The sequence below is a fragment of the Flavobacterium sp. ARAG 55.4 genome (assembly GCF_051846875.1).
GTDB classification, from domain to species: Bacteria; Bacteroidota; Bacteroidia; order Flavobacteriales; family Flavobacteriaceae; genus Flavobacterium; species Flavobacterium plantiphilum.
In genome coordinates, this window is sequence record NZ_JBPYCT010000002.1 from 222,438 (window position 1) to 241,028 (window position 18,591).

Genomic DNA, 18,591 nt, shown 5'->3' on the forward strand with positions numbered 1-18,591 from the left:
ACTTTACTCCGCTAATATCGTTCCATTTTTTCAAAATAGAAATAAAACCATATAATTTTATAGTCTATAGTGTAAAAAAAGGGCTTTATTTGATATTCAAATAAAGCCCTTTGTTATGTCTTTTTGAGTTGTTTTTATTCAACTATTCTTAAACGCATTCCCGGTTTGATGTCTTCATTGTGAATACCATTCCATTTTTTAATGTCTGAGACAGTAACTCCTGCATATTTTTTGGCAATACTAAATAAAGAATCTCCTTTTTTTACAAGATAGTCATGTTGTAATTCGCTGTTGTTCTTTTTAAATGATGCTGCGGTAGCTTTATCAGTATTGATAGCAATTTCGTTTTTAGCTACGATTAAGGTCTTACCTAATGTGATATTATTGTCAGATAAGTGATTCCATTCCTTTAAATCAGCAATTGCGGTGCCAAATTTTTTAGAAATGTTACCCAGATTGTCTCCTTTCTGAACTGTATATTCGATATTTTTTAGTTCCGGAGTCACTGCGGCAATGGCTGTTTCTTTAGCTTCAGCTTCTTTTTCAGCAATTTGTAAAGTTGTTCCGGCTTTGATTGTATTGCCTGCAAGTTTGTTCCATTCTTTAAGCTGAGTTACAGTTACGTTATTTTGTTCAGCAATATCACTTAGATTATCTCCTTTCTGAACAATATAATTAGTCTTGTTACCAGCGATTAAAGTATCAGCTTTAACTTCTTTTTTTGTTTTTTCAGTTTTACTGATTTTAGTATTAGCAGAAGCAATTGCAGTATTATTTTTGGTAGTTATAATAGTAAGTACTTTTCCGTAAGAAATAGCATTACTGCTTAATTTATTCCATTTTTTTAAATCAGTAATACTCACATCATATTCATCGGCAATAGTGCTTAGATTGTCACCCTGTTTTATTTTGTAATATTGTGTTGTACTTCCAATAGGGTAAGCAGGCGTTTCTGTACTGGCGACTGCAGTGGCAGAGTTTTTTTTGTAAGGATTGTTGTTTTTCTGATCGGCTTCGTGTTCAATATAGGCATAAATCTTATCCTCATTAGACACAAAAACACCGATTTTGTCTTTTGGTAATCTCAAATAATGATTCTGATCATTGTAATAAGGGATTACATTGAGTTTGTACGAAGGATTCAGCAATTGCAATTGTGGCACGGATACGTCCAGTAAATCGGCTATTTGCTGGAAAGACATCTGTTTTTTAATCATTACAGTGTCTGTTTCAAAATGTTGAATTAAAGCTTTGTTAGGTTTGATTCCATGTTCATTATGGTATTCATACAAATACATGGTCGCTAAAAATGCAGGTACATATCCCTGAGTTTCTTTAGGAAGATGATTTTTAATGCTCCAGAAATTCTGTTGTCCGCCTGATCTTCTGATGGCTTTAGCTACATTTCCCGGACCTGAATTGTAAGAAGCTAAAACCAGTTCCCAGTCACCAAAAATTGCAAACATGTTAGACATGTATTGTGCAGCTGCCTGAGTGGCTTTTAATGGGTCACTGCGTTCATCAATATATGAATCTATTTTTAAATTATATTGTTTACCGGTGTGATACATAAATTGCCAGAGTCCTGTAGCTCCCATTCTGGATACTGCTTTCGGATTTAATGCTGATTCTACTATGGCTAAATATTTAATTTCCAGCGGAACGTTTTCCTTTGCAAAGGTTTCTTCAAACATTGGAAAATAATAGTCTGAAATAGCCATGAGACGTTCAAAAGATTTTTTTCTGTTCTTTAAGAACGATTTAATGATGTTTTCTAATCCGTGATTGTATTGAATGTTAAACGGGGATTTAGCATTCATTGCAGCCAATCGTGATTTTAGTAATTCGGTAGGTAGTTCATAATCAACTTTTTCGTCCATATTTATACTTTCGATGTCTTTGTTCAGATCTTTGTAGATATCTAAGTCAGTTAATTCTTTAGTCCATAAACTGTCAACGCAACTGGCCATGTCGTCATTAACAAAACTAAGTTTTATAGAATCCAGATAAGAAAGCTTAGTTTCTATAACAGCAATTCCCTTGCTTTCGGCAGTTTCCTGTGAAAACAAGGGAATTGATAGTAATAGAAAAAATGATAAGGTGATTTTTTTTATATTCATGCTTTTGTTGTCAACGTGCTTAATTTTAAACGATTACAAAATCGTAATGCAAACTTAATAGGTTAGAACTAAAAAAATCAATAAATATTGTTAAAATTGTTATATTTAATCTAGAATAGCTGCTATTCCAGGTAAAGTTCTTCCTTCAAGCATTTCTAACATAGCACCTCCACCTGTAGAAACATAGCTCATTTTGTCTTCAAAACCGAATTGTTTTACTGCTGCAACTGAATCTCCGCCACCTACAAGTGAGAAAGTTCCATTAGCTGTAGCTGCCGCAATATAGTTTCCTAAAGCAATAGTTCCTTTGGCAAAAGTTTCCATTTCAAAAACACCTAATGGACCATTCCATAGAATTGTTTTGGAATTCATAATTACTTTTTCGAAAGCTTCTAATGATTTTGGACCGGCATCCATACCTTCCCAACCATCAGGAATATTAGTTACATCAACCACTTGTGTATTTGCATTGTTAGAAAAATCATCTCCCGCAACAACATCAACAGGAATGTGAATCTGCACTCCTTTTTCTTTCGCTAATCTTAAAATTTCAAGTGCTAATTCTTGTTTGTCATCTTCACAAATAGAATTTCCAATTTTTCCTCCCTGAGCCTTGATAAATGTAAAAGTCATTCCACCACCAATAATCATGTGGTCTACTTTGTCCAGGATGTTTTCGATAACTGTAATTTTAGAAGATACTTTAGAACCACCAAGAATAGCAGTTACCGGTTTTTCACTGTCTTTTAATACTTTATTGATGCTTTCAATTTCTTTAGCTAATAATGCTCCAAAGCATTTTGCTGTCGGGAAAAATTGTGCGATAATTGTAGTGGAAGCGTGAGCTCTGTGTGCAGTTCCAAAAGCGTCGTTTACATAAATGTCTCCTAATGAGGCTAATTCTTTTGCAAAAGCAACATCTCCAGCTTCTTCTTCAGCATGAAAACGTAAATTTTCTAATAATAAAACTTCACCGGCTTTTAAATCATCCGAAGCCTGTTTTGCAGCTTCGCCTACACAGTCCGTTGCAAATTTTACAGGAACTCCAAGAAATTCAGTTGCTGTTTTTAAGATATGTTTTAATGAATATTTATCTTCAACTCCTTTTGGACGACCTAAATGTGACATTAAAATAACACTTCCTCCATCGGCAAGGATTTTAGAAATGGTAGGCTTCGCAGCTTCGATACGGGTCGTATCTGTAACATTAAAATTTTCGTCAAGTGGTACGTTGAAATCAACGCGTATTATTGCTTTTTTATTAGCGAAATTAAAATCGTTTAAAGTCTTCATCAGTATTTTTTTAGTTTAATTTTTTTGAAATTGAAACAAATATAGAAATTTTCCGGTAGGAATAAATTTCAATAATTTAAAAAAATCAATTTTTTGCAACGAAAACGATGTAAACTCACAAAATTTTTTATTTATATCTCTAAATTTAAAAAATAAGCTCTAAAAGTTAAAATTAACTGACTGTGAAAATTACATGTTGTTTAGGATATCAAATAGATAATTCAGGTATAAAGTTTCAAATTCATTCTAACTATTAAGATAAAAATCATTTCTATTTCTGTATTCTCCAGGTGTAAGACTCACAATTTGTTTGAATATTTTTGAAAAGTGAGGCAAATTGGAAAAACCGGTATCTATAGCAATTTCTAAGAAAGTCTTATTAGTTGTAGCAATAAGATATTGTGCCCGTTCAATTTTTTTCTCATGAATGTAATTTAAGGGTCTTTGACCGGTGTGAAGTAAAAATTGCTTGGAGAAATAATCTTGATTCTGATTGACTCTTTGAGCCAATTCGTTTACGGTGAGGTTTTTGTTTAAATGAAGCTGGATGTAACTCATAGTATCCAGAATTTTTGAAGGAGTACTTTGACGGGTGTTTTGTTTGAAATCTGTAGTATTCAGAAATCTGGAAATTAACAGTAATAATATCCCTTGATTTTCGAATTTGAGATGCGTTTTCATAGTATCATTGTGCGAGCGGTATTCTTTATAATAATTTTCTTTTTCATATATCTTTGGATTGTCAGAGCGGTTAATACCTCTGCCGGGATTGTGTTTTAACATTTGTTTGATAAGCGTTACGTCGGTTTCAGTAGCGGCTAATTTCATCACATTTCTGTTCTGGTCAAATAATGAAATTCCATCGGGTGATTCTTCAAAAAACTGAATGAAATACTGGCTTAGGTAATCTTCGCAATTCAGATTACAAATAGTAAAGCTTGGAATCAGATATAAATATCCTGATTCTAAAATCAACCGACCGGAATTGTCAGAAATAGTTCCGTAGCCTTCATCTATATAGTACAATCGATAATAAGGACTTATTACATTATTATAATTCCACTTGTAATTCAGTTTTACATAATCTATGTGCAATAATGAAAAGTAATGTTTAAAAATTTTCTTGGACATAAGAATTTAAAATCAAGATTAAAGTCGTTTTTGAGTAATAAAAAATCGGTTTTGTGTAAATAAGATGTATTCTGTCTTAATTACATTTGTTTTTGGTTATTCAAAAATAAAGGATTAAAAATATTAATAATCAAATTTATATGTAAAATTTAAAGATTATGAGACTTTGTTTTTAAAATAGATTTATGATGTTAAAACAAATGGTAAAAATCGGAAATAAATAATATTATACTATTCAAATTATATATAGATGAACAGAAGAAACGCTTTAAAATTAGGTGTGTCAGCAATGGCCGGACTTTATTTGTCTCCTTTATTGGGACAATCCAATATACTTAATACTCCTGCTTTCAAAGGACCATTTGAGCCAAGCTGGGATTCGCTGGAAAAATATCAGGTACCGGATTGGTTTCGTGATGCCAAATTTGGAATGTGGGCACACTGGGGCCCTCAGTGTGAACCCGAAGCCGGTGATTGGTACGGGAGAGGAATGTATGAAGAAGGTTCGAGACAATATAAATTTCATGTGGAGAAATATGGGCATCCATCTCAATTTGGTTTTAAGGATGTAATCAATGTGTGGAAAGCCGATAAATGGAATCCGGAAGAATTAGTGAATTTATACAAAGATTCCGGAGCCAAATATTTTATGGCAATGGCAAACCATCATGATAATCTGGATTTGTATGACAGTAAATATCAGCCTGACTGGAATTCGACTAAAATAGGGCCTAAAAAAGATATTATAGCCGGATGGGAAAAAGCAGCCCGAAAAGCGGGATTGCCTTTTGCCGTGAGCGTTCATGCAGCGCATGCCTGGAATTGGTATGATACTTCTCAGGGAGCGGATAAAAATGGTCCTTTGGCAGGAGTGTCTTATGATGGGAAATTGACTAAGGAAGATGGAAAAGGAACCTGGTGGGAAGGTTTAGATCCTCAGGATTTATATGTTCAAAATCATGAATTAAGCGCAAAACCCTCTGGCGATTCATCTGTTCACAGCCAGTGGGACTGGGGAGATGGAGCTTCCATACCAACTCCGGAATATTGTGAAAAATTCCATGATAGAACCATTGATCTGATTGATAAATACAATCCGGATATGATTTATTTTGACGATACTGCTTTACCGCTTTGGCCTGTTAGCGATGCCGGTTTGCGTATTGCGGCATATATGTACAACAAAAGCCTTCAAAAAAATAACAGGGTTCAGGCAGTGATTACCGGTAAAATTCTGGATGAGCAGCAGCGTAAAGCCATGGTTTGGGATATTGAAAAGGGACAAAGTAATACTATTGAACCGCTGCCGTGGCAAACGGATACCTGTATTGGAAACTGGCATTATGATAGAAGGATCTATAATGACAAACGCTATAAATCGGCTAAAACGGTTATTCATACGCTGGTGGATGTAGTGAGTAAAAACGGAAATCTGATGTTAAATATTCCGGTGCGTGGAGATGGAAGTATCGATGAATTAGAACTTGAAATCGTTAAAGAAATAGGTGTTTGGATGAAACTGAACAGCAAAAGTATTTACGGTACGCGTCCCTGGAAAATTTTTGGCGAAGGTCCGCAACAAGCAAGTGCCGGAGCATTAACCGCTCAGGGTTTTAACGAAGGAAAGGGAAAACCGTATACGTCTGAGGATATTCGTTTTGCTCAAAAAGACAAAACACTTTATGCAACCGTAATGGCGTGGCCGGAGAATGGTGTGGCTGTTATAAAAAGTTTAGCGAAATCAAGTTCGTATCATACTGAAAAAATCAGACAAGTCAAATTAGTAAGTACAGGTCAAAAATTGAAGTTTATACAAACAGAAAGAGGACTTGAGGTTTATTTTCCAAATCAAAAACCGGAAGCTTCTTATGCCAATGCGTTAGAGATTGTGTGATACTCTTTGAATGAAATCTAAAATTATGACCTCAAGAAAATTTTGTTATGCCTGTGATTTAATTGATAATCCAAAGTTGATAGAAGAATATAAATACTATCATTCAAAGGAAAATGTCTGGCCTGAAATTACAAAAAGCATAAAAGATGCCGGCATTATTGATATGGAAATTTATATCTTGGCGAACCGTTTGTTTATGATTATGGAAGTAGATGAAAACTATACTCCGGAACGCAAACAAATGATGGATGCTGCCAACCCAAAAGTTCAGGAATGGGAAAAATTAATGTGGCAATTTCAACAAGCGCCTCCGGGTGCTAAAGAAGGAGAAAAATGGTTGCCGATGGAACAGATATTCAAATTGTAAAAAGAAAACCTATTGTTATTTTAAATAAACTTACAATAGGTTTTTTCTTTTAATCTGATGAATATTTCCTTAAAAATAGTACGCCAGTGTAGCTGCAGTAAAAAGGATATCTTTTCCTGTACTTACCTCTTTTAAATAATATCCTGCATTAAACCAGGTTGCTTCAACTTTTAGGGAAAACCATTGTTTAATGTCATAATTTATTGATGCGCCTAGTTGCGAACCAATGTAGCGTTCCATTGAATCTGCCGAAGGATAAATTAGGACAGTATTAGGTTGGTAAATCCCATCGTTTTTACTAAAACGCCAAAAGAAATCATAATCAGCAGCAAATGTCATTTTATCATTAATTTCTAATTCAATCGAAGGATGGATATCATATAAATTGGATGGTCCTAGAATGGCAGCTAAACCAAAGTAAGCACCTCGTGGAAACAACGGATTAAAGGTTTGTAATTTATTATCATCAGTAGCTTTATCTCCCGAAATTAATTCGGTTTTTAATCCCAATTTCGGTTTGAATTTTAATTGGTTAAATTGATAATTTGTGTATAAAGATGCTGTCCAGGCCTGAATTGATTCGTTTTCTATTGATCCGAATTGATAAACTGTTTCAAAATCATAATTCCAGTTTTTGTTCTTACTCCAAATTCGGGTTCCAATAGTATGTCTTTTTTCTTCTCCGGAAATGCTGTTGAATGAAGCTGTTTTTTTATCTAATCCTAGGTAATATAAATCAATATTTTGAATCACCGGAATTCTATTAATCACATTATAAATACCATAAAGTTTGGTATTTGGGTTCACTCGGTCATTGAAATTTCCAAAAGTATTTTTTACAAACTGGCTGTAAAATACATCGCTTTTTATATTTTTATATTTCCAAATCATCTTAACAGCATCAAATGCCTGTCGGCTGTTTGGGCCTTCGCGAACCGAAATCAAACGCTGTGATCCATACATAAACTCCTGTCTCCCGATTCTAAAAGTAAAATCACTTGTGTTTAACTTGAAATTAAAATCAATAAAAAGTTGGTGAATATCCAGTTCATTTTTATCAACCGGACTTGGATCAATTCGGCTAATTGCGGTTCCACTTTGAATTTGTGCAAACAGTCGAAAGCTTTTTTTGTATTTTGTATCCAAATGAAAAAGAGCTCTGTTCAATAAAAATCCATCCGAATCATTTGGTACATCGCCCCAATTCTCATTATTGAAATACTGATATTGCGAACGCAATTCTCCTCCTAAAGACAACTTTAAATTTCCGTCTTTTGTCAATGGGATGTATTTTATTTTATCTAAAAATGTACTGTTAAAATCATTTTCGATTTTAGAATAATCTTCGTCGTAACGTAGCGATTTAAAATCTAATCGGCTTTGTGCAAATCCCAATTGAATTGTAATAAGAAACAGAAGAATCAGTTTTTTCATGATTGTTTTTTCTTAAGTTTATACTAAGAATGGAGTAGTTAGAAGAAATTAAAAGGAATTGTAAATCAATTCCTTTTAATTTTTAATCAGGTAGAGTAGCGTTAGATTAATTTTTTTGATATCCGCCAAAGAAATTAATTGGAGACCATTCCGGAATTGCTTTTGGAAGTGGATTTATTAGTCCTTTAAAAATGTTATCGGCATAAACAATTTCTCCGTTTACCACTGTCAAGTCAGATGCTATATCCAATATTTTTTCATCGGCAGTACTAAAATAATCATCTGATAAGATAGCGAAATCAGCCAAATAATTTTCTTTTAAAGTTCCTCTGTCGGCATCTAATTTTACCAATTTTGCGCTTCCTTGAGTATACAATTTTAGCGCAGATGTTCGGTCTAAAATGTTTCTTTCTCCTTGGTATTTTGTTCCTCCAACGGTTTTACCGGTTGATAACCAATACAAACCAATCCAAGGATTATATGAACTAACTCGAGTGGCATCTGAACCCATTCCCACAGGGATTCCCATTTCGATCATATCTTTTACCGGAGGTGTATTTTCAGCAGCTTTTTTACCGTATCTTTTAATGAATTCTTCACCCTGAAAAGCCATTCGGTGTTGAATTGCAATTCCGCCACCTAAGTTTTTTACACGTTTTAAATTTTCGACAGATATAGTTTCAGCATGATCAAAAAACCATGTCAAACCGTTTAAAGGAGTTTCTTTATTTACTTCTTCAATAACATTTAAAAAGCGTGTTATGGTTTCATTGTAAGTAGCATGAATCCTAAATGGCCATTTGTTCTGAATCAGCTTACTTAAAACTTCTTTCATTTGTCCCTCCATTGCAGGAGATAATTCAGGTCTTGGTTTTTCGAAATTTTCAAAATCTGCAGCCGATGCAACAAGACTTTCCCCACCACCCTGAACATGATATTCTAAATGATCTCCGTGATCATCATCGTGGCTGCCAATTTCTACTTCGCTAATCCATTTAGTAAAATCATTTAATTCCTGACCTGGTTTTTGAGGATAAAGATAAAATGGCAAACGAACTGTAAGTTTGTTTTCAGAAGCTAATTTTCCGGTAATTCCGTAATCATCAGGGTAGTTTTGAAATCCACCGCCTGCATCCATAACTGCAGTAACTCCAAAGCGGTTGTTTTCTGTTAAAAATTGTTGAGTTGAATTGATTTTTTCTTCAGCAGATAATTCCGGCAGCTTAGCAATATTCGAATATAAAATATAAGCATTAGGTTCTGCAACTAATAATCCGGTTGGATTTCCCTGAATGTCTTTTTCAATAAGACCGCCATTAGGATTTGGCGTGTTTCCGTCAATTTTTAATTTGGCTAATCCTGCTTTGTTTAAATAAGCATGACCGTATAAATGAAGGATAAATGTGGGTACATTTCCTGTTGCTTCATTGATTTCTGCTAATGTTGGTAATCTTTTTTCTTCAAACTGATATGCATTCCATCCGCCAATTACGCGTACCCATTGACCTTCCGGAGTTCTTTGTGCCTGTTCTTTTAGCATTTGCAAAGCACGTTTTAGTGAGCGAACGCCATCCCAACGCAATTCGGTATTAAAAAATCGTCCACCGCGAATTACGTGCGAATGACTGTCAAATAATCCTGGAATTATAGTTTTTCCTTTAGCATCAATAATTTTTGTCTGAGCTGATTTTAAGTTTAAAATGGCATCATTTTTACCCAATTTTAAAATTTTACCATCGCTTACTGCTAAAGCTTGTACAATAGAATTTTGATTGTCCAGAGTATGAATTTTGGCATTAAAAACAATAAGTGAGGGAGATGTATTTTTTTGTGAGAAAGCTAAACCACTTAGTAATGTAAGTAGTAAAGTTATTATTTTAGTTGTTGTCTTCATTTTAGGGAGTTATAAAAAGGCGGACAGGAAGCCCGCCTTCAGGTTTTTATTTAGTGTTTTAACATTTCTCTTGCGTATTGAATTCCAATACCATATCCACCACCGTATTTTACAGCTAAATCATTCACCGCTTTATAAGTTTCTTTTCTAGACCAGTCTCTTTGTAATTCTAATAAGTATTGTAAAGAAGTAATAGGTTTAGCACCTACCTGAACCATTCTTGCAATTGACTGCTCATGTGCTTCAGTAGAAATATCGCCACTTGCATCGGTAATTACATAAACTTCGTAACCTTCGTTTATTGCTGATAATGTTGGTCCTACAATACAAACACTTGTCCATAAACCGGCAAACACAAGTTTCTTTTTCCCTTTTTCAGTAATTGCTTTATGTGCATTTACATCTTCCCAGGTATTCATTGTTGTTCTGTCAATGTATTTTGTTCTGTCTGGATAAGCTTCTAATATTTCAGTAAAAACAGGACCGCTAAATGAATGTTCTGCAACAGTGGTTACTACAGTAGGAACATTGAAGATTTTTGATGCGCCAGCAACTAAGCCAACATTGTTTTTTAAATTAATAGCGTCAATACTTTTAGTAGCAAATGCCATTTGACCTTCATGATCTATCAAAACCAAAGCATGATTTGTTGGGTTTAATAATTCTGGACTTGGTTTTTGAGCAAATGCAGATAAAGAAGTTACAGCTAAAACTAGAGATAATATTACTTTTTTCATGTTGTTAAATTTTAAAATTGTTATTAATTATTATTTGTTTATAAATTGAGTTCGAGACGCTAGCTTTTCTCGTACACACTTTCATTTTTATGCTTGTTCTATTTTCTGTTTTTATTTTAGAACAAGAATGTTTTTATTTTAATTGAAAATTCTGTTTTTCATCATTCTTATTTTCAAAATCCAAAATTAGTTGGTTACTAATTGTTTTAAACTTAATCTAGATTATGAAATAAAAATCTGTTTAAAATATTGTTAATATAATTTCTTTTGTAATTCTAATCGAAATCTCATTTTCATCATTACTTATTTTCAAAATCCAAAATTAATTGGTTAGCTTTTGTTTTGAACTTAACCTAGATTATGAAATGAATTCTGATTATAATTGATGTTTTACCAAATTTCAAAATGTTCTTTTCCTCATTTCTAATTTCAAAATTCAAAATTAGTGGGTTAGCATTTGTTTTAATCTTAACCTAGATTATGAAATATAAAACTGTTTAAATTTTGTTAAAATGATTTCTTTGATGATTCTAATCAAAATCTTTTTTTCTTCATTCCTAATTTCAATATCCAAAATTAGTTGAGGACTTGTTGTTTGAAACTTAATCTAGGTTATGAAATGAAAACGGGATATTTTAATGCTTTTTCCAATTGAAAATACTAAGATTATTTTGCTCGATACAGACCGGAAACTTTATAATCTAAAATTTTAGACTTATCCATTTTCTGCTATCTTTGCCTTATGCAGTTTTCAGAAATTTTAGGGCAGGAACACATTAAGAATCATCTCACCAGAAGTGCTGATTTGGGAAGAATTCCGCACGCACAATTGTTTGTTGGTCCGGAAGGAAGCGGAACTTTAGCCATGGCAATTGCTTATGCACAATACATTTTGTGTGGCAATCAAAACGGAGAAAATAATGGAGAAAATCAGGCCTGTAATATTAAATTTCAAAAATTATCGCATCCTGATTTGCATTTTGCTTACCCAACTGTTACCACCGATGAGGTAAAGAAAAATCCAAAAAGTATTGACTTTATTGCCGATTGGAGAGAATTTGTAACACAAAATCCTTACGGTGGATTGTTTGACTGGTATGCTGTTTTGGGTGTTCAAAACAAACAAGGTGAAATCAGAGTAGATGATGCTCAGGAAATTTTGAAATCACTTTCGTTAAAAGCCTATGAAGGCGGTTATAAAATTATGATTGTCTGGATGGCTGATAAACTCAATATTGCAGCTTCCAATAAATTATTAAAACTACTCGAAGAACCACCGGAGAAAACAATATTCATTCTGATTTCAGAAAACGAAGAAGATATTATTCAAACCATTCGTTCACGTTGCCAAATTTTACATTTCAACGGATTGAGCGAAGCGGTTATAACAGATGCTTTGGTTGCTCGTGAAGCAATTGATTCTAAATTTGCAGCAAAATTAGCGCATCAGGCACAGGGCAATTACAATGCTGCTTTGCATTTACTTAGAGACAAAGACGAGGAACATCCGTTTGAACAATGGTTTGTTACCTGGGTTCGTGCCGCTTTTAAGGCTAAAAAAGATGCGGCTGCCATTCAGGATTTGATACTTTGGAGCGAAAAAATAGCGGCTTTGGGAAGAGAAGCTCAAAAGAAGTTTTTGCAGTTTTGTATAGAAATGTTTCGTCAGGCGTTGTTGATTAATTATGAAACCCAGGGATTAGTTTATTTTGAACCAAAAGTAGATAAATTCAAATTAGAAAATTTTGCACCATTTGTAAATGGTAATAATATTCAGGATATCTTTAAAGAACTTTCGGAGGCCATGTATCACATTGAGCGCAACGGAAATGCGAAATTAATTTTAACTGATTTATCAATCAAACTTACCCGTTTAATCCATAAAAAATAACGATTATGAATAATCCGGCTTCACTTTTAATTCTGGTGTTTTTTGGTATTACCTATCTGCAATCCAGTTATGAGAAACTGTTTTACTGGAATGATAATCTAACCTGGTTGAGGGAACATTTTTCAAAAACGAGACTTAAAAATCATGTGAAATTAGCATTGATTAATCTCATTATAATGGAATTGATTTCTACTGTTTTGTGTTTTGTAGGCTGTATTGAATTGCTGGTTAATAACGGAAGGCTGTTTGGTTTTTACGGTGCGGTGTTTTCGGCAATTACTTTATTGATGATGCTTTTTGGACAACGATTGGCTAAAGATTATGATGGGGCCAGGACTATTGTGATTTATTTTATTCCGGCTGTAATGGCAGTGTACTGGTTGAATTAGTAATCAATTGCAAGGCAATGAAAAAATCAGGGTCAGGTAAATTTCAATTCAAAAATTCTAATCCTAGAATATAATTTTACCTGAATAAGAAGGAATCTGAAATAAAAAAATAAAAAATATGCCATTAACCCCTAAACATCCATCAGAATCCTTAACGGTATTAACCGATTTGGTTTTGCCAAGTGAAACGAATCACATCAATAATCTTTTTGGAGGTGAATTATTGGCTCGAATGGATCGCGCAGCCAGTATTTCGGCACAAAGACATTCCAGAAACATCTCGGTTACGGCATCGGTGAATCATGTGGCTTTTACTAAGGCTATATTGCTGGGAAGTGTGGTGACTATTGAAGCCAAAGTTTCACGTGCTTTCAAGAGTTCGATGGAAGTCTATATTGATGTTTGGGTTGAAGACAGAATCTCTGGAGTGAAAACAAAGGCTAATGAAGCAATTTATACCTTTGTTGCGGTTGATGGAACAGGAAAGCCAGTCGAGGTAGCTCAGATTATTCCGGAAACCGAATTAGAAAAAGAACGTTATGAAGGTGCCTTAAGGCGCAAACAATTAAGTTTGGTGTTAGCCGGAAAAATGAAACCTGGCGAAGCAACAGAGTTGAAAGCATTGTTTGTATAAGATTTTATTTTTTTGATTCGAAATCTCTTTAAACGGAAAATTTGCATCAAAAAAAGAAGTATTTTTACGAACACAAAATAAAGATATCTAACAGAAGTTAAAAGAAGTAAACCACTTTTTTAGGTTTCTGATCGCTATAAAAGCAATATTAATTTAATGAAAGAAAAGCTAAAAGAAAAGATGAGTACAGAGAAAGAAGCCAAGTTAAAAGCTTTACAGCTTACCCTTGATAAATTAGATAAAACTTACGGAAAAGGGACTGTTATGAAAATGGGGGATAAGGCCATTGAAGAAGTTGATGTAATTTCTTCAGGTTCTTTAGGTGTGGATTTAGCACTTGGAGTTGGCGGATATCCAAAAGGAAGAATTATTGAAATCTACGGACCGGAATCTTCCGGTAAAACTACTTTAACGCTTCACGCTATTGCCGAAGCGCAAAAAGCAGGTGGGATAGCTGCTTTTATCGATGCGGAACATGCATTTGACAGAAATTATGCTGAGAAATTAGGTGTTGATATTGAAAATTTAATTATTTCGCAACCAGACAACGGGGAGCAAGCTTTAGAAATTGCTGAAAACTTAATTCGTTCCGGAGCAATTGATATTGTAGTTATTGACTCGGTTGCAGCTTTGACTCCAAAAAGTGAGATTGAAGGCGAAATGGGAGATTCTAAAATGGGTCTTCACGCGCGTTTGATGTCGCAAGCATTGAGAAAGTTAACAGGAACTATTAGTAAAACCAATTGTACTGTTTTCTTTATTAACCAGTTGAGAGAGAAAATCGGGGTAATGTTTGGTAATCCAGAAACTACTACAGGAGGTAATGCTTTAAAGTTTTATGCGTCGGTACGTTTAGATATTCGTCGTTCTACACAAATTAAAGATGGTGAAAATGTTATTGGTAACAGAACCAAGGTTAAAATTGTGAAAAACAAAGTGGCGCCACCTTTCAAAGTGGCGGAATTTGATATTATGTACGGTGAAGGTGTTTCTAAAACAGGAGAAATTCTGGATTTAGCAGTAGAATTCGAAATCGTAAAAAAATCAGGTTCATGGTTTAGTTATGGAGAAACTAAGTTAGGTCAGGGACGTGACGCTGTAAAATCATTGATTAAAGATAATCCGGAATTAGCGGAAGAATTAGAAGAAAAAATCAAAGCAAGAATTAAAGAATTAGCCGAAAACTAATAAATTTACTGGTATAAATTTTTAAAATGCCCGACAAAATTGTCGGGCATTTTTTTATTAAAAACAGAAAATTTGACCATTTTTTTCAGAAAAAAATATTTTTAAAAGCAACCTTTTTTATTTATCACAGTCTTTATAAAAACAATAAACAAGAATAGTTAATTTATAAATTCAAAAAAAAAATGAAAAAAATAGCTTTGTTTTTGGTCTTAATGACCACGTTGTTAAGTTGTAGTCTGGACGAGCCGGATTCCTATACTTATTATGTATTACCAATTGAGAGTTATACTTTGCCAGAGACTTTCGTTAAGGGAGAATCTCATGAAATTAAGCTTAAGTACCAAAAACCTACCGCTTGTTATATCTATGGCGGAATTTATTATTATTCAGAAAACAGTACAAGAACTATCGGAATTAATGCTTCTGTAAAAAACGGCGAAAACTGTTCTGATACCTTACCTCCTGAAACAGAAGTTTCTTTTAATTTTACACCTACAACAGCAGGAGTGTATACTTTTAAATTTTACAAAGGAGAAGATGATGCCGGAGAAGACGAATTTGAAGAAGTTGAGATTACGGTAACAGAATAATTATTTAAAAAGTAAAAAATCACCTTTAACGAGGTGATTTTTTTTAAGCTGTTTTGAGCGTTTTTTTAGCTTCAAAAACCAGTAACTGGCTGTAAATGATGTTTCTTATCTGTTCACGAATTTCTTTTCTGTCAGCATTCGTTTTACCCAGTGTATTTACTTGTTTGTGTATTTTTACACGCATAATTCCGGGACTTCCAGCAAAAAAAGTATAAGGAAAACGCTCTTTATTATCGCCAAAACTGATAGGCAAAACAGGAATCTGGTGTTCAACGGCCAATCTAAAAGCGCCTTCTTTAAAATTATCTAAAAGTATGGACTCATCATTAGGAACACCACCTTCTGGGAAAATACACACACTAAGACCGCTTTCTATTCTTTTTTGGGCTTTTGCAAAAACTGCCATTCGGCTTTGCGAATCACTTCTGTCTACTAGAATACAGGTTCTTTTGTAAAAAAATCCAAAAATAGGAATGCGGGCTAATTCTTGTTTTCCCACAAATACAAATGGATTTTTGATAATGGCCAGCATCAGCATAATATCAGCCATCGAAGTATGGTTGGCCACAATCATGTAACTTTTGTTTTCGTCAAAAGCTTGCTCACTTTCTACTTTATAATAAAATCCCATTCCAAAAAGAATGAATTTAGCCCATATACGAGCCATGAAGAAAAAGTAAGGATATCCTTTTTCAGAAAGTATAGAAAGAATCAAAAAGGGAAACATGATTAAGATGGGTATCGCCATAAGGATGTAAAACCAAATGCGCCACAGGGTCCGGAGAATTATTTTTATACCTTTCATGGGGTCAAAAATAAGGAATCAATTGTTATCATTTGTATAAAAAATAGTGTTTTAAACCATAAATCCTTTAAGATAGTTTGTTGCTGTATTAAAGCTTATATGTGTTCTAAGTTCATTTAAGTTACTTCTCTTTTTTTAATTCATTTTGAGTAAATGATCATAAGAAAACTTACAGTACTGATGTGTTAAATAAAATAGGCGATAGGATTTATTTCAGGTAATTTTTAAATTTTGTGAATTTGCAGTAAAAAATAAAAAACTTTGCGAACTTTGCGTTTAAGAAAAAAAAGCATGGCAAAAATACTTACCGGAGTTCAAAGTACAGGAACTCCACATTTAGGAAACTTACTAGGAGCAATTATTCCGGCAATACAATTATCTAATAATTCAGAAAACGAATCTTTTCTTTTTATTGCTGATTTGCATTCGGTTACCCAGATCAAAAACGGAGAAGTTTTAAAAAATAATACTTACAGCGTGGCAGCAGCCTGGCTTGCTTTTGGATTAGATGTAAACAAAGTAGTTTTTTACAGACAATCAGATGTGCCGCAAACAGCCGAATTATCATGGTATTTAAGTTGTTTTTTTCCATTCCAAAGATTGACTTTAGCGCATTCTTTCAAAGACAAAGCAGATCGCTTAGACGATGTAAATGCAGGTTTGTTTTCCTATCCCATGTTGATGGCGGCAGATATTTTATTGTATGATGCCGAGTTTGTTCCGGTGGGTAAGGATCAGTTGCAGCATCTTGAAATCACACGTGATGTGGCTTCCCGTTTCAATCATCAGCTGGGAGAAACGTTTGTGCTTCCGGAGGCTAAAATTCAGGACGACAGTATGCTGATTCCGGGAACTAACGGCGGGAAAATGAGTAAATCAGCAAATAATATCATTAATATTTTCTTAGAAGATAAGGCTTTACGTAAGCAGGTGATGAGCATTGAGACCGACAGTACACCGCTGGAAGACCCTAAAAATCCGGATACATGTAATGCTTTTGCGATTTATTCTTTGTTGGCCAATGAAGAACAAATAGCGCAAATGAAAGCCAATTATCTGGGAGGAAATTACGGTTATGGTCACGCTAAACAGGCTTTGTTTGAATTGATTTGTGAAAAATTCAAAACGGAAAGAGAGAAATACCATTATTACATTAATAACTTAGAAGAAGTAGATGTTTTATTGAAAATAGGAGCAGAAAAAGCTTCAGTTGTAGCGGATGAAGTTCTAAAAAGAGTACGTACTAAACTCGGTTTTTTGTAAAATAATTAGCCGGTACAAGTTTTAAAAATGTGTTTGTTAAAGTTTTTTTAAGAAAATTTTAATAAGCACATTTCTTTTGGGCAGCATCTATTGTATAATTTTATACAAAATATAAAATTTTTATTTATGAAAAAGATACACCTATCCTCTTTAGGGCTATTGACTTTGGCTTTAGCTACAATGACCTCCTGTAAAGATAAAACGGAGAAAACAACAGAAGATTCGGCTATAGAAACACCTGTAAAATCAGAAATTTCAGTTACGCCAATTGAAGATTCAAAAATGTTTCCGGGTGCAAAACTAACTGTTGCTTCAGAAACTGCAACTGCAGCTGATGCCGATTCAGTAACATTCAAAATCAATTACAAAGTTGCTAATTTTGAGTTGACTCAACATACTGAAGGTCATCATGGTGAACACATGGCAAACTCTGGTCAGGGGCAACACATTCATTTTATTCTGGATAATAAACCTTATTCGGCTTTGTACAAACCGGAGCATGAAGTGAAATTAGAAAAAGGAAGTGAGCATTACCTGTTGTCTTTCTTATCGCGTTCTTACCATGAATCCTTAAAAGATAAAGACGCATTTGTAGTGGAGCATTTCAAAATTAATGATAAAGGAGCTTACGAAAAATTAGCAGAACCTAAAGAGGCGATGTTGTTTTACAGCCGTCCAAAAGGAGAATACAAGGGAGATGATACTAAAACAATCTTGTTAGATTTTTTTGTTGTAAATACTACTTTGGCTAAAGATGGTTATAAAGTACAGGCTAATATAAATGGTGAGGAATTTACACTTGATGAGTGGAGACCTTATCAGATTACAGGACTTCCAATGGGTGAAAATATTATAAAACTGACTCTTATCGATGCTGAAGGAAAAGCTGTTTCAGGTGAAAATACTTCGGTTGAACGAAAAATTACTTTAATGGAGTAAGTTTTATTTTATTTCAAATAAA

The 18,591-nt window shown here is 33.9% G+C and carries 16 protein-coding genes; 9 read left to right on the forward strand and 7 right to left on the reverse strand.

Annotated elements, in window-relative coordinates; genetic code table 11:
- Positions 1 to 134: 134 nt before the first annotated feature.
- The 3 genes from ACSV4D_RS03240 to ACSV4D_RS03250 form a co-directional block, all read right to left on the reverse strand.
- Complete coding sequence (locus ACSV4D_RS03240; RefSeq protein ID WP_439227119.1) at positions 135 to 2,120, reverse strand: LysM peptidoglycan-binding domain-containing protein; 1,986 nt, start codon at positions 2,118 to 2,120, stop codon at positions 135 to 137.
- Positions 2,121 to 2,225: 105 nt separating this feature from the next.
- Complete coding sequence (locus ACSV4D_RS03245) at positions 2,226 to 3,413, reverse strand: phosphoglycerate kinase (RefSeq protein WP_439227120.1); 1,188 nt, start codon at positions 3,411 to 3,413, stop codon at positions 2,226 to 2,228.
- Positions 3,414 to 3,659: 246 nt separating this feature from the next.
- The gene (locus ACSV4D_RS03250) at positions 3,660 to 4,544 is read right to left on the reverse strand and encodes a helix-turn-helix domain-containing protein (RefSeq protein WP_439227121.1); all 885 of its coding nucleotides are present in this window, start codon (positions 4,542 to 4,544) and stop codon (positions 3,660 to 3,662) included.
- A gap of 250 nt (positions 4,545 to 4,794) precedes the next feature.
- Here ACSV4D_RS03250 and ACSV4D_RS03255 point away from each other — a divergent pair, with 250 nt between their 5' ends.
- Both ACSV4D_RS03255 and ACSV4D_RS03260 read left to right on the forward strand, forming a co-directional pair.
- A complete protein-coding gene (locus ACSV4D_RS03255) occupies positions 4,795 to 6,438 on the forward strand; it encodes an alpha-L-fucosidase (RefSeq protein ID WP_439227122.1) in 1,644 nt (547 codons plus the stop codon).
- A 25-nt stretch (positions 6,439 to 6,463) separates the two neighbouring features.
- Positions 6,464 to 6,805 carry an L-rhamnose mutarotase gene (locus ACSV4D_RS03260; protein ID WP_439227123.1) on the forward strand — a complete coding sequence of 114 codons (342 nt, stop codon included), beginning with the start codon at positions 6,464 to 6,466 and terminating at the stop codon, positions 6,803 to 6,805.
- A 69-nt stretch (positions 6,806 to 6,874) separates the two neighbouring features.
- On the opposite strand, the gene ACSV4D_RS03265 is transcribed toward ACSV4D_RS03260, so the two are convergent.
- From ACSV4D_RS03265 to ACSV4D_RS03275, 3 genes are all read right to left on the reverse strand, one after another.
- Entirely contained in the window at positions 6,875 to 8,239 is a 1,365-nt protein-coding gene (locus tag ACSV4D_RS03265; RefSeq protein ID WP_439227124.1) for an alginate export family protein, read from the reverse strand.
- Between the two features lie 106 nt (positions 8,240 to 8,345).
- A complete protein-coding gene (locus ACSV4D_RS03270) occupies positions 8,346 to 10,133 on the reverse strand; it encodes an amidohydrolase (protein ID WP_439227125.1) in 1,788 nt (595 codons plus the stop codon).
- A 50-nt stretch (positions 10,134 to 10,183) separates the two neighbouring features.
- Positions 10,184 to 10,870: a hydrolase gene (locus tag ACSV4D_RS03275; RefSeq protein WP_439227126.1), complete on the reverse strand. Its 687-nt coding sequence runs from the start codon at positions 10,868 to 10,870 to the stop codon at positions 10,184 to 10,186.
- Between the two features lie 742 nt (positions 10,871 to 11,612).
- Here ACSV4D_RS03275 and ACSV4D_RS03280 point away from each other — a divergent pair.
- From ACSV4D_RS03280 to ACSV4D_RS03300, 5 genes are all read left to right on the forward strand, one after another.
- A complete protein-coding gene (locus tag ACSV4D_RS03280; RefSeq protein ID WP_408080461.1) occupies positions 11,613 to 12,761 on the forward strand; it encodes a DNA polymerase III subunit in 1,149 nt (382 codons plus the stop codon).
- A gap of 5 nt (positions 12,762 to 12,766) precedes the next feature.
- Positions 12,767 to 13,150, forward strand: a complete 384-nt coding sequence (locus ACSV4D_RS03285; RefSeq protein ID WP_408080463.1) for a DoxX family protein — start codon at positions 12,767 to 12,769, stop codon at positions 13,148 to 13,150.
- Between the two features lie 118 nt (positions 13,151 to 13,268).
- Positions 13,269 to 13,784, forward strand: coding sequence for an acyl-CoA thioesterase (locus ACSV4D_RS03290; RefSeq protein WP_408080465.1), 516 nt, complete (start codon positions 13,269 to 13,271; stop codon positions 13,782 to 13,784).
- Positions 13,785 to 13,964: 180 nt separating this feature from the next.
- Positions 13,965 to 14,972, forward strand: a complete 1,008-nt coding sequence (recA, locus tag ACSV4D_RS03295; RefSeq protein ID WP_408080752.1) for a recombinase RecA — start codon at positions 13,965 to 13,967, stop codon at positions 14,970 to 14,972.
- A gap of 182 nt (positions 14,973 to 15,154) precedes the next feature.
- Positions 15,155 to 15,562: a hypothetical protein gene (locus ACSV4D_RS03300; protein ID WP_408080467.1), complete on the forward strand. Its 408-nt coding sequence runs from the start codon at positions 15,155 to 15,157 to the stop codon at positions 15,560 to 15,562.
- A gap of 43 nt (positions 15,563 to 15,605) precedes the next feature.
- Here the strand turns inward: ACSV4D_RS03300 and ACSV4D_RS03305 are convergent, their stop codons facing one another.
- Positions 15,606 to 16,367, reverse strand: a complete 762-nt coding sequence (locus tag ACSV4D_RS03305; protein ID WP_439227127.1) for a lysophospholipid acyltransferase family protein — start codon at positions 16,365 to 16,367, stop codon at positions 15,606 to 15,608.
- Between the two features lie 291 nt (positions 16,368 to 16,658).
- Between ACSV4D_RS03305 and trpS the strand changes: the two genes are divergently transcribed.
- Together trpS and ACSV4D_RS03315 are read left to right on the forward strand one after the other, a co-directional pair.
- On the forward strand, positions 16,659 to 17,630 hold the full coding sequence (gene trpS, locus ACSV4D_RS03310; protein WP_439227128.1) for a tryptophan--tRNA ligase: 972 nt from the start codon (positions 16,659 to 16,661) through the stop codon (positions 17,628 to 17,630).
- Between the two features lie 126 nt (positions 17,631 to 17,756).
- The gene (locus ACSV4D_RS03315) at positions 17,757 to 18,569 is read left to right on the forward strand and encodes a hypothetical protein (RefSeq protein ID WP_439227129.1); all 813 of its coding nucleotides are present in this window, start codon (positions 17,757 to 17,759) and stop codon (positions 18,567 to 18,569) included.
- Positions 18,570 to 18,591 lie beyond the last annotated feature (22 nt).

What these genes read in the sequence shown, in the direction of transcription:
- recA (WP_408080752.1), top strand. Translation starts at nt 13,965, where the DNA reads ATGAGTACAGAGAAAGAAGCCAAGTTAAAAGCTTTACAGCTTACCCTT.
- ACSV4D_RS03305 (WP_439227127.1), bottom strand. Translation starts at nt 16,367, where the DNA reads ATGAAAGGTATAAAAATAATTCTCCGGACCCTGTGGCGCATTTGGTTT.
- ACSV4D_RS03300 (WP_408080467.1), top strand. Translation starts at nt 15,155, where the DNA reads ATGAAAAAAATAGCTTTGTTTTTGGTCTTAATGACCACGTTGTTAAGT.
- ACSV4D_RS03260 (WP_439227123.1), top strand. Translation starts at nt 6,464, where the DNA reads ATGACCTCAAGAAAATTTTGTTATGCCTGTGATTTAATTGATAATCCA.
- ACSV4D_RS03290 (WP_408080465.1), top strand. Translation starts at nt 13,269, where the DNA reads ATGCCATTAACCCCTAAACATCCATCAGAATCCTTAACGGTATTAACC.
- ACSV4D_RS03255 (WP_439227122.1), top strand. Translation starts at nt 4,795, where the DNA reads ATGAACAGAAGAAACGCTTTAAAATTAGGTGTGTCAGCAATGGCCGGA.
- ACSV4D_RS03265 (WP_439227124.1), bottom strand. Translation starts at nt 8,239, where the DNA reads ATGAAAAAACTGATTCTTCTGTTTCTTATTACAATTCAATTGGGATTT.
- ACSV4D_RS03285 (WP_408080463.1), top strand. Translation starts at nt 12,767, where the DNA reads ATGAATAATCCGGCTTCACTTTTAATTCTGGTGTTTTTTGGTATTACC.
- ACSV4D_RS03280 (WP_408080461.1), top strand. Translation starts at nt 11,613, where the DNA reads ATGCAGTTTTCAGAAATTTTAGGGCAGGAACACATTAAGAATCATCTC.
- ACSV4D_RS03315 (WP_439227129.1), top strand. Translation starts at nt 17,757, where the DNA reads ATGAAAAAGATACACCTATCCTCTTTAGGGCTATTGACTTTGGCTTTA.
- ACSV4D_RS03250 (WP_439227121.1), bottom strand. Translation starts at nt 4,544, where the DNA reads ATGTCCAAGAAAATTTTTAAACATTACTTTTCATTATTGCACATAGAT.
- ACSV4D_RS03270 (WP_439227125.1), bottom strand. Translation starts at nt 10,133, where the DNA reads ATGAAGACAACAACTAAAATAATAACTTTACTACTTACATTACTAAGT.
- ACSV4D_RS03275 (WP_439227126.1), bottom strand. Translation starts at nt 10,870, where the DNA reads ATGAAAAAAGTAATATTATCTCTAGTTTTAGCTGTAACTTCTTTATCT.
- ACSV4D_RS03245 (WP_439227120.1), bottom strand. Translation starts at nt 3,413, where the DNA reads ATGAAGACTTTAAACGATTTTAATTTCGCTAATAAAAAAGCAATAATA.
- ACSV4D_RS03240 (WP_439227119.1), bottom strand. Translation starts at nt 2,120, where the DNA reads ATGAATATAAAAAAAATCACCTTATCATTTTTTCTATTACTATCAATT.
- trpS (WP_439227128.1), top strand. Translation starts at nt 16,659, where the DNA reads ATGGCAAAAATACTTACCGGAGTTCAAAGTACAGGAACTCCACATTTA.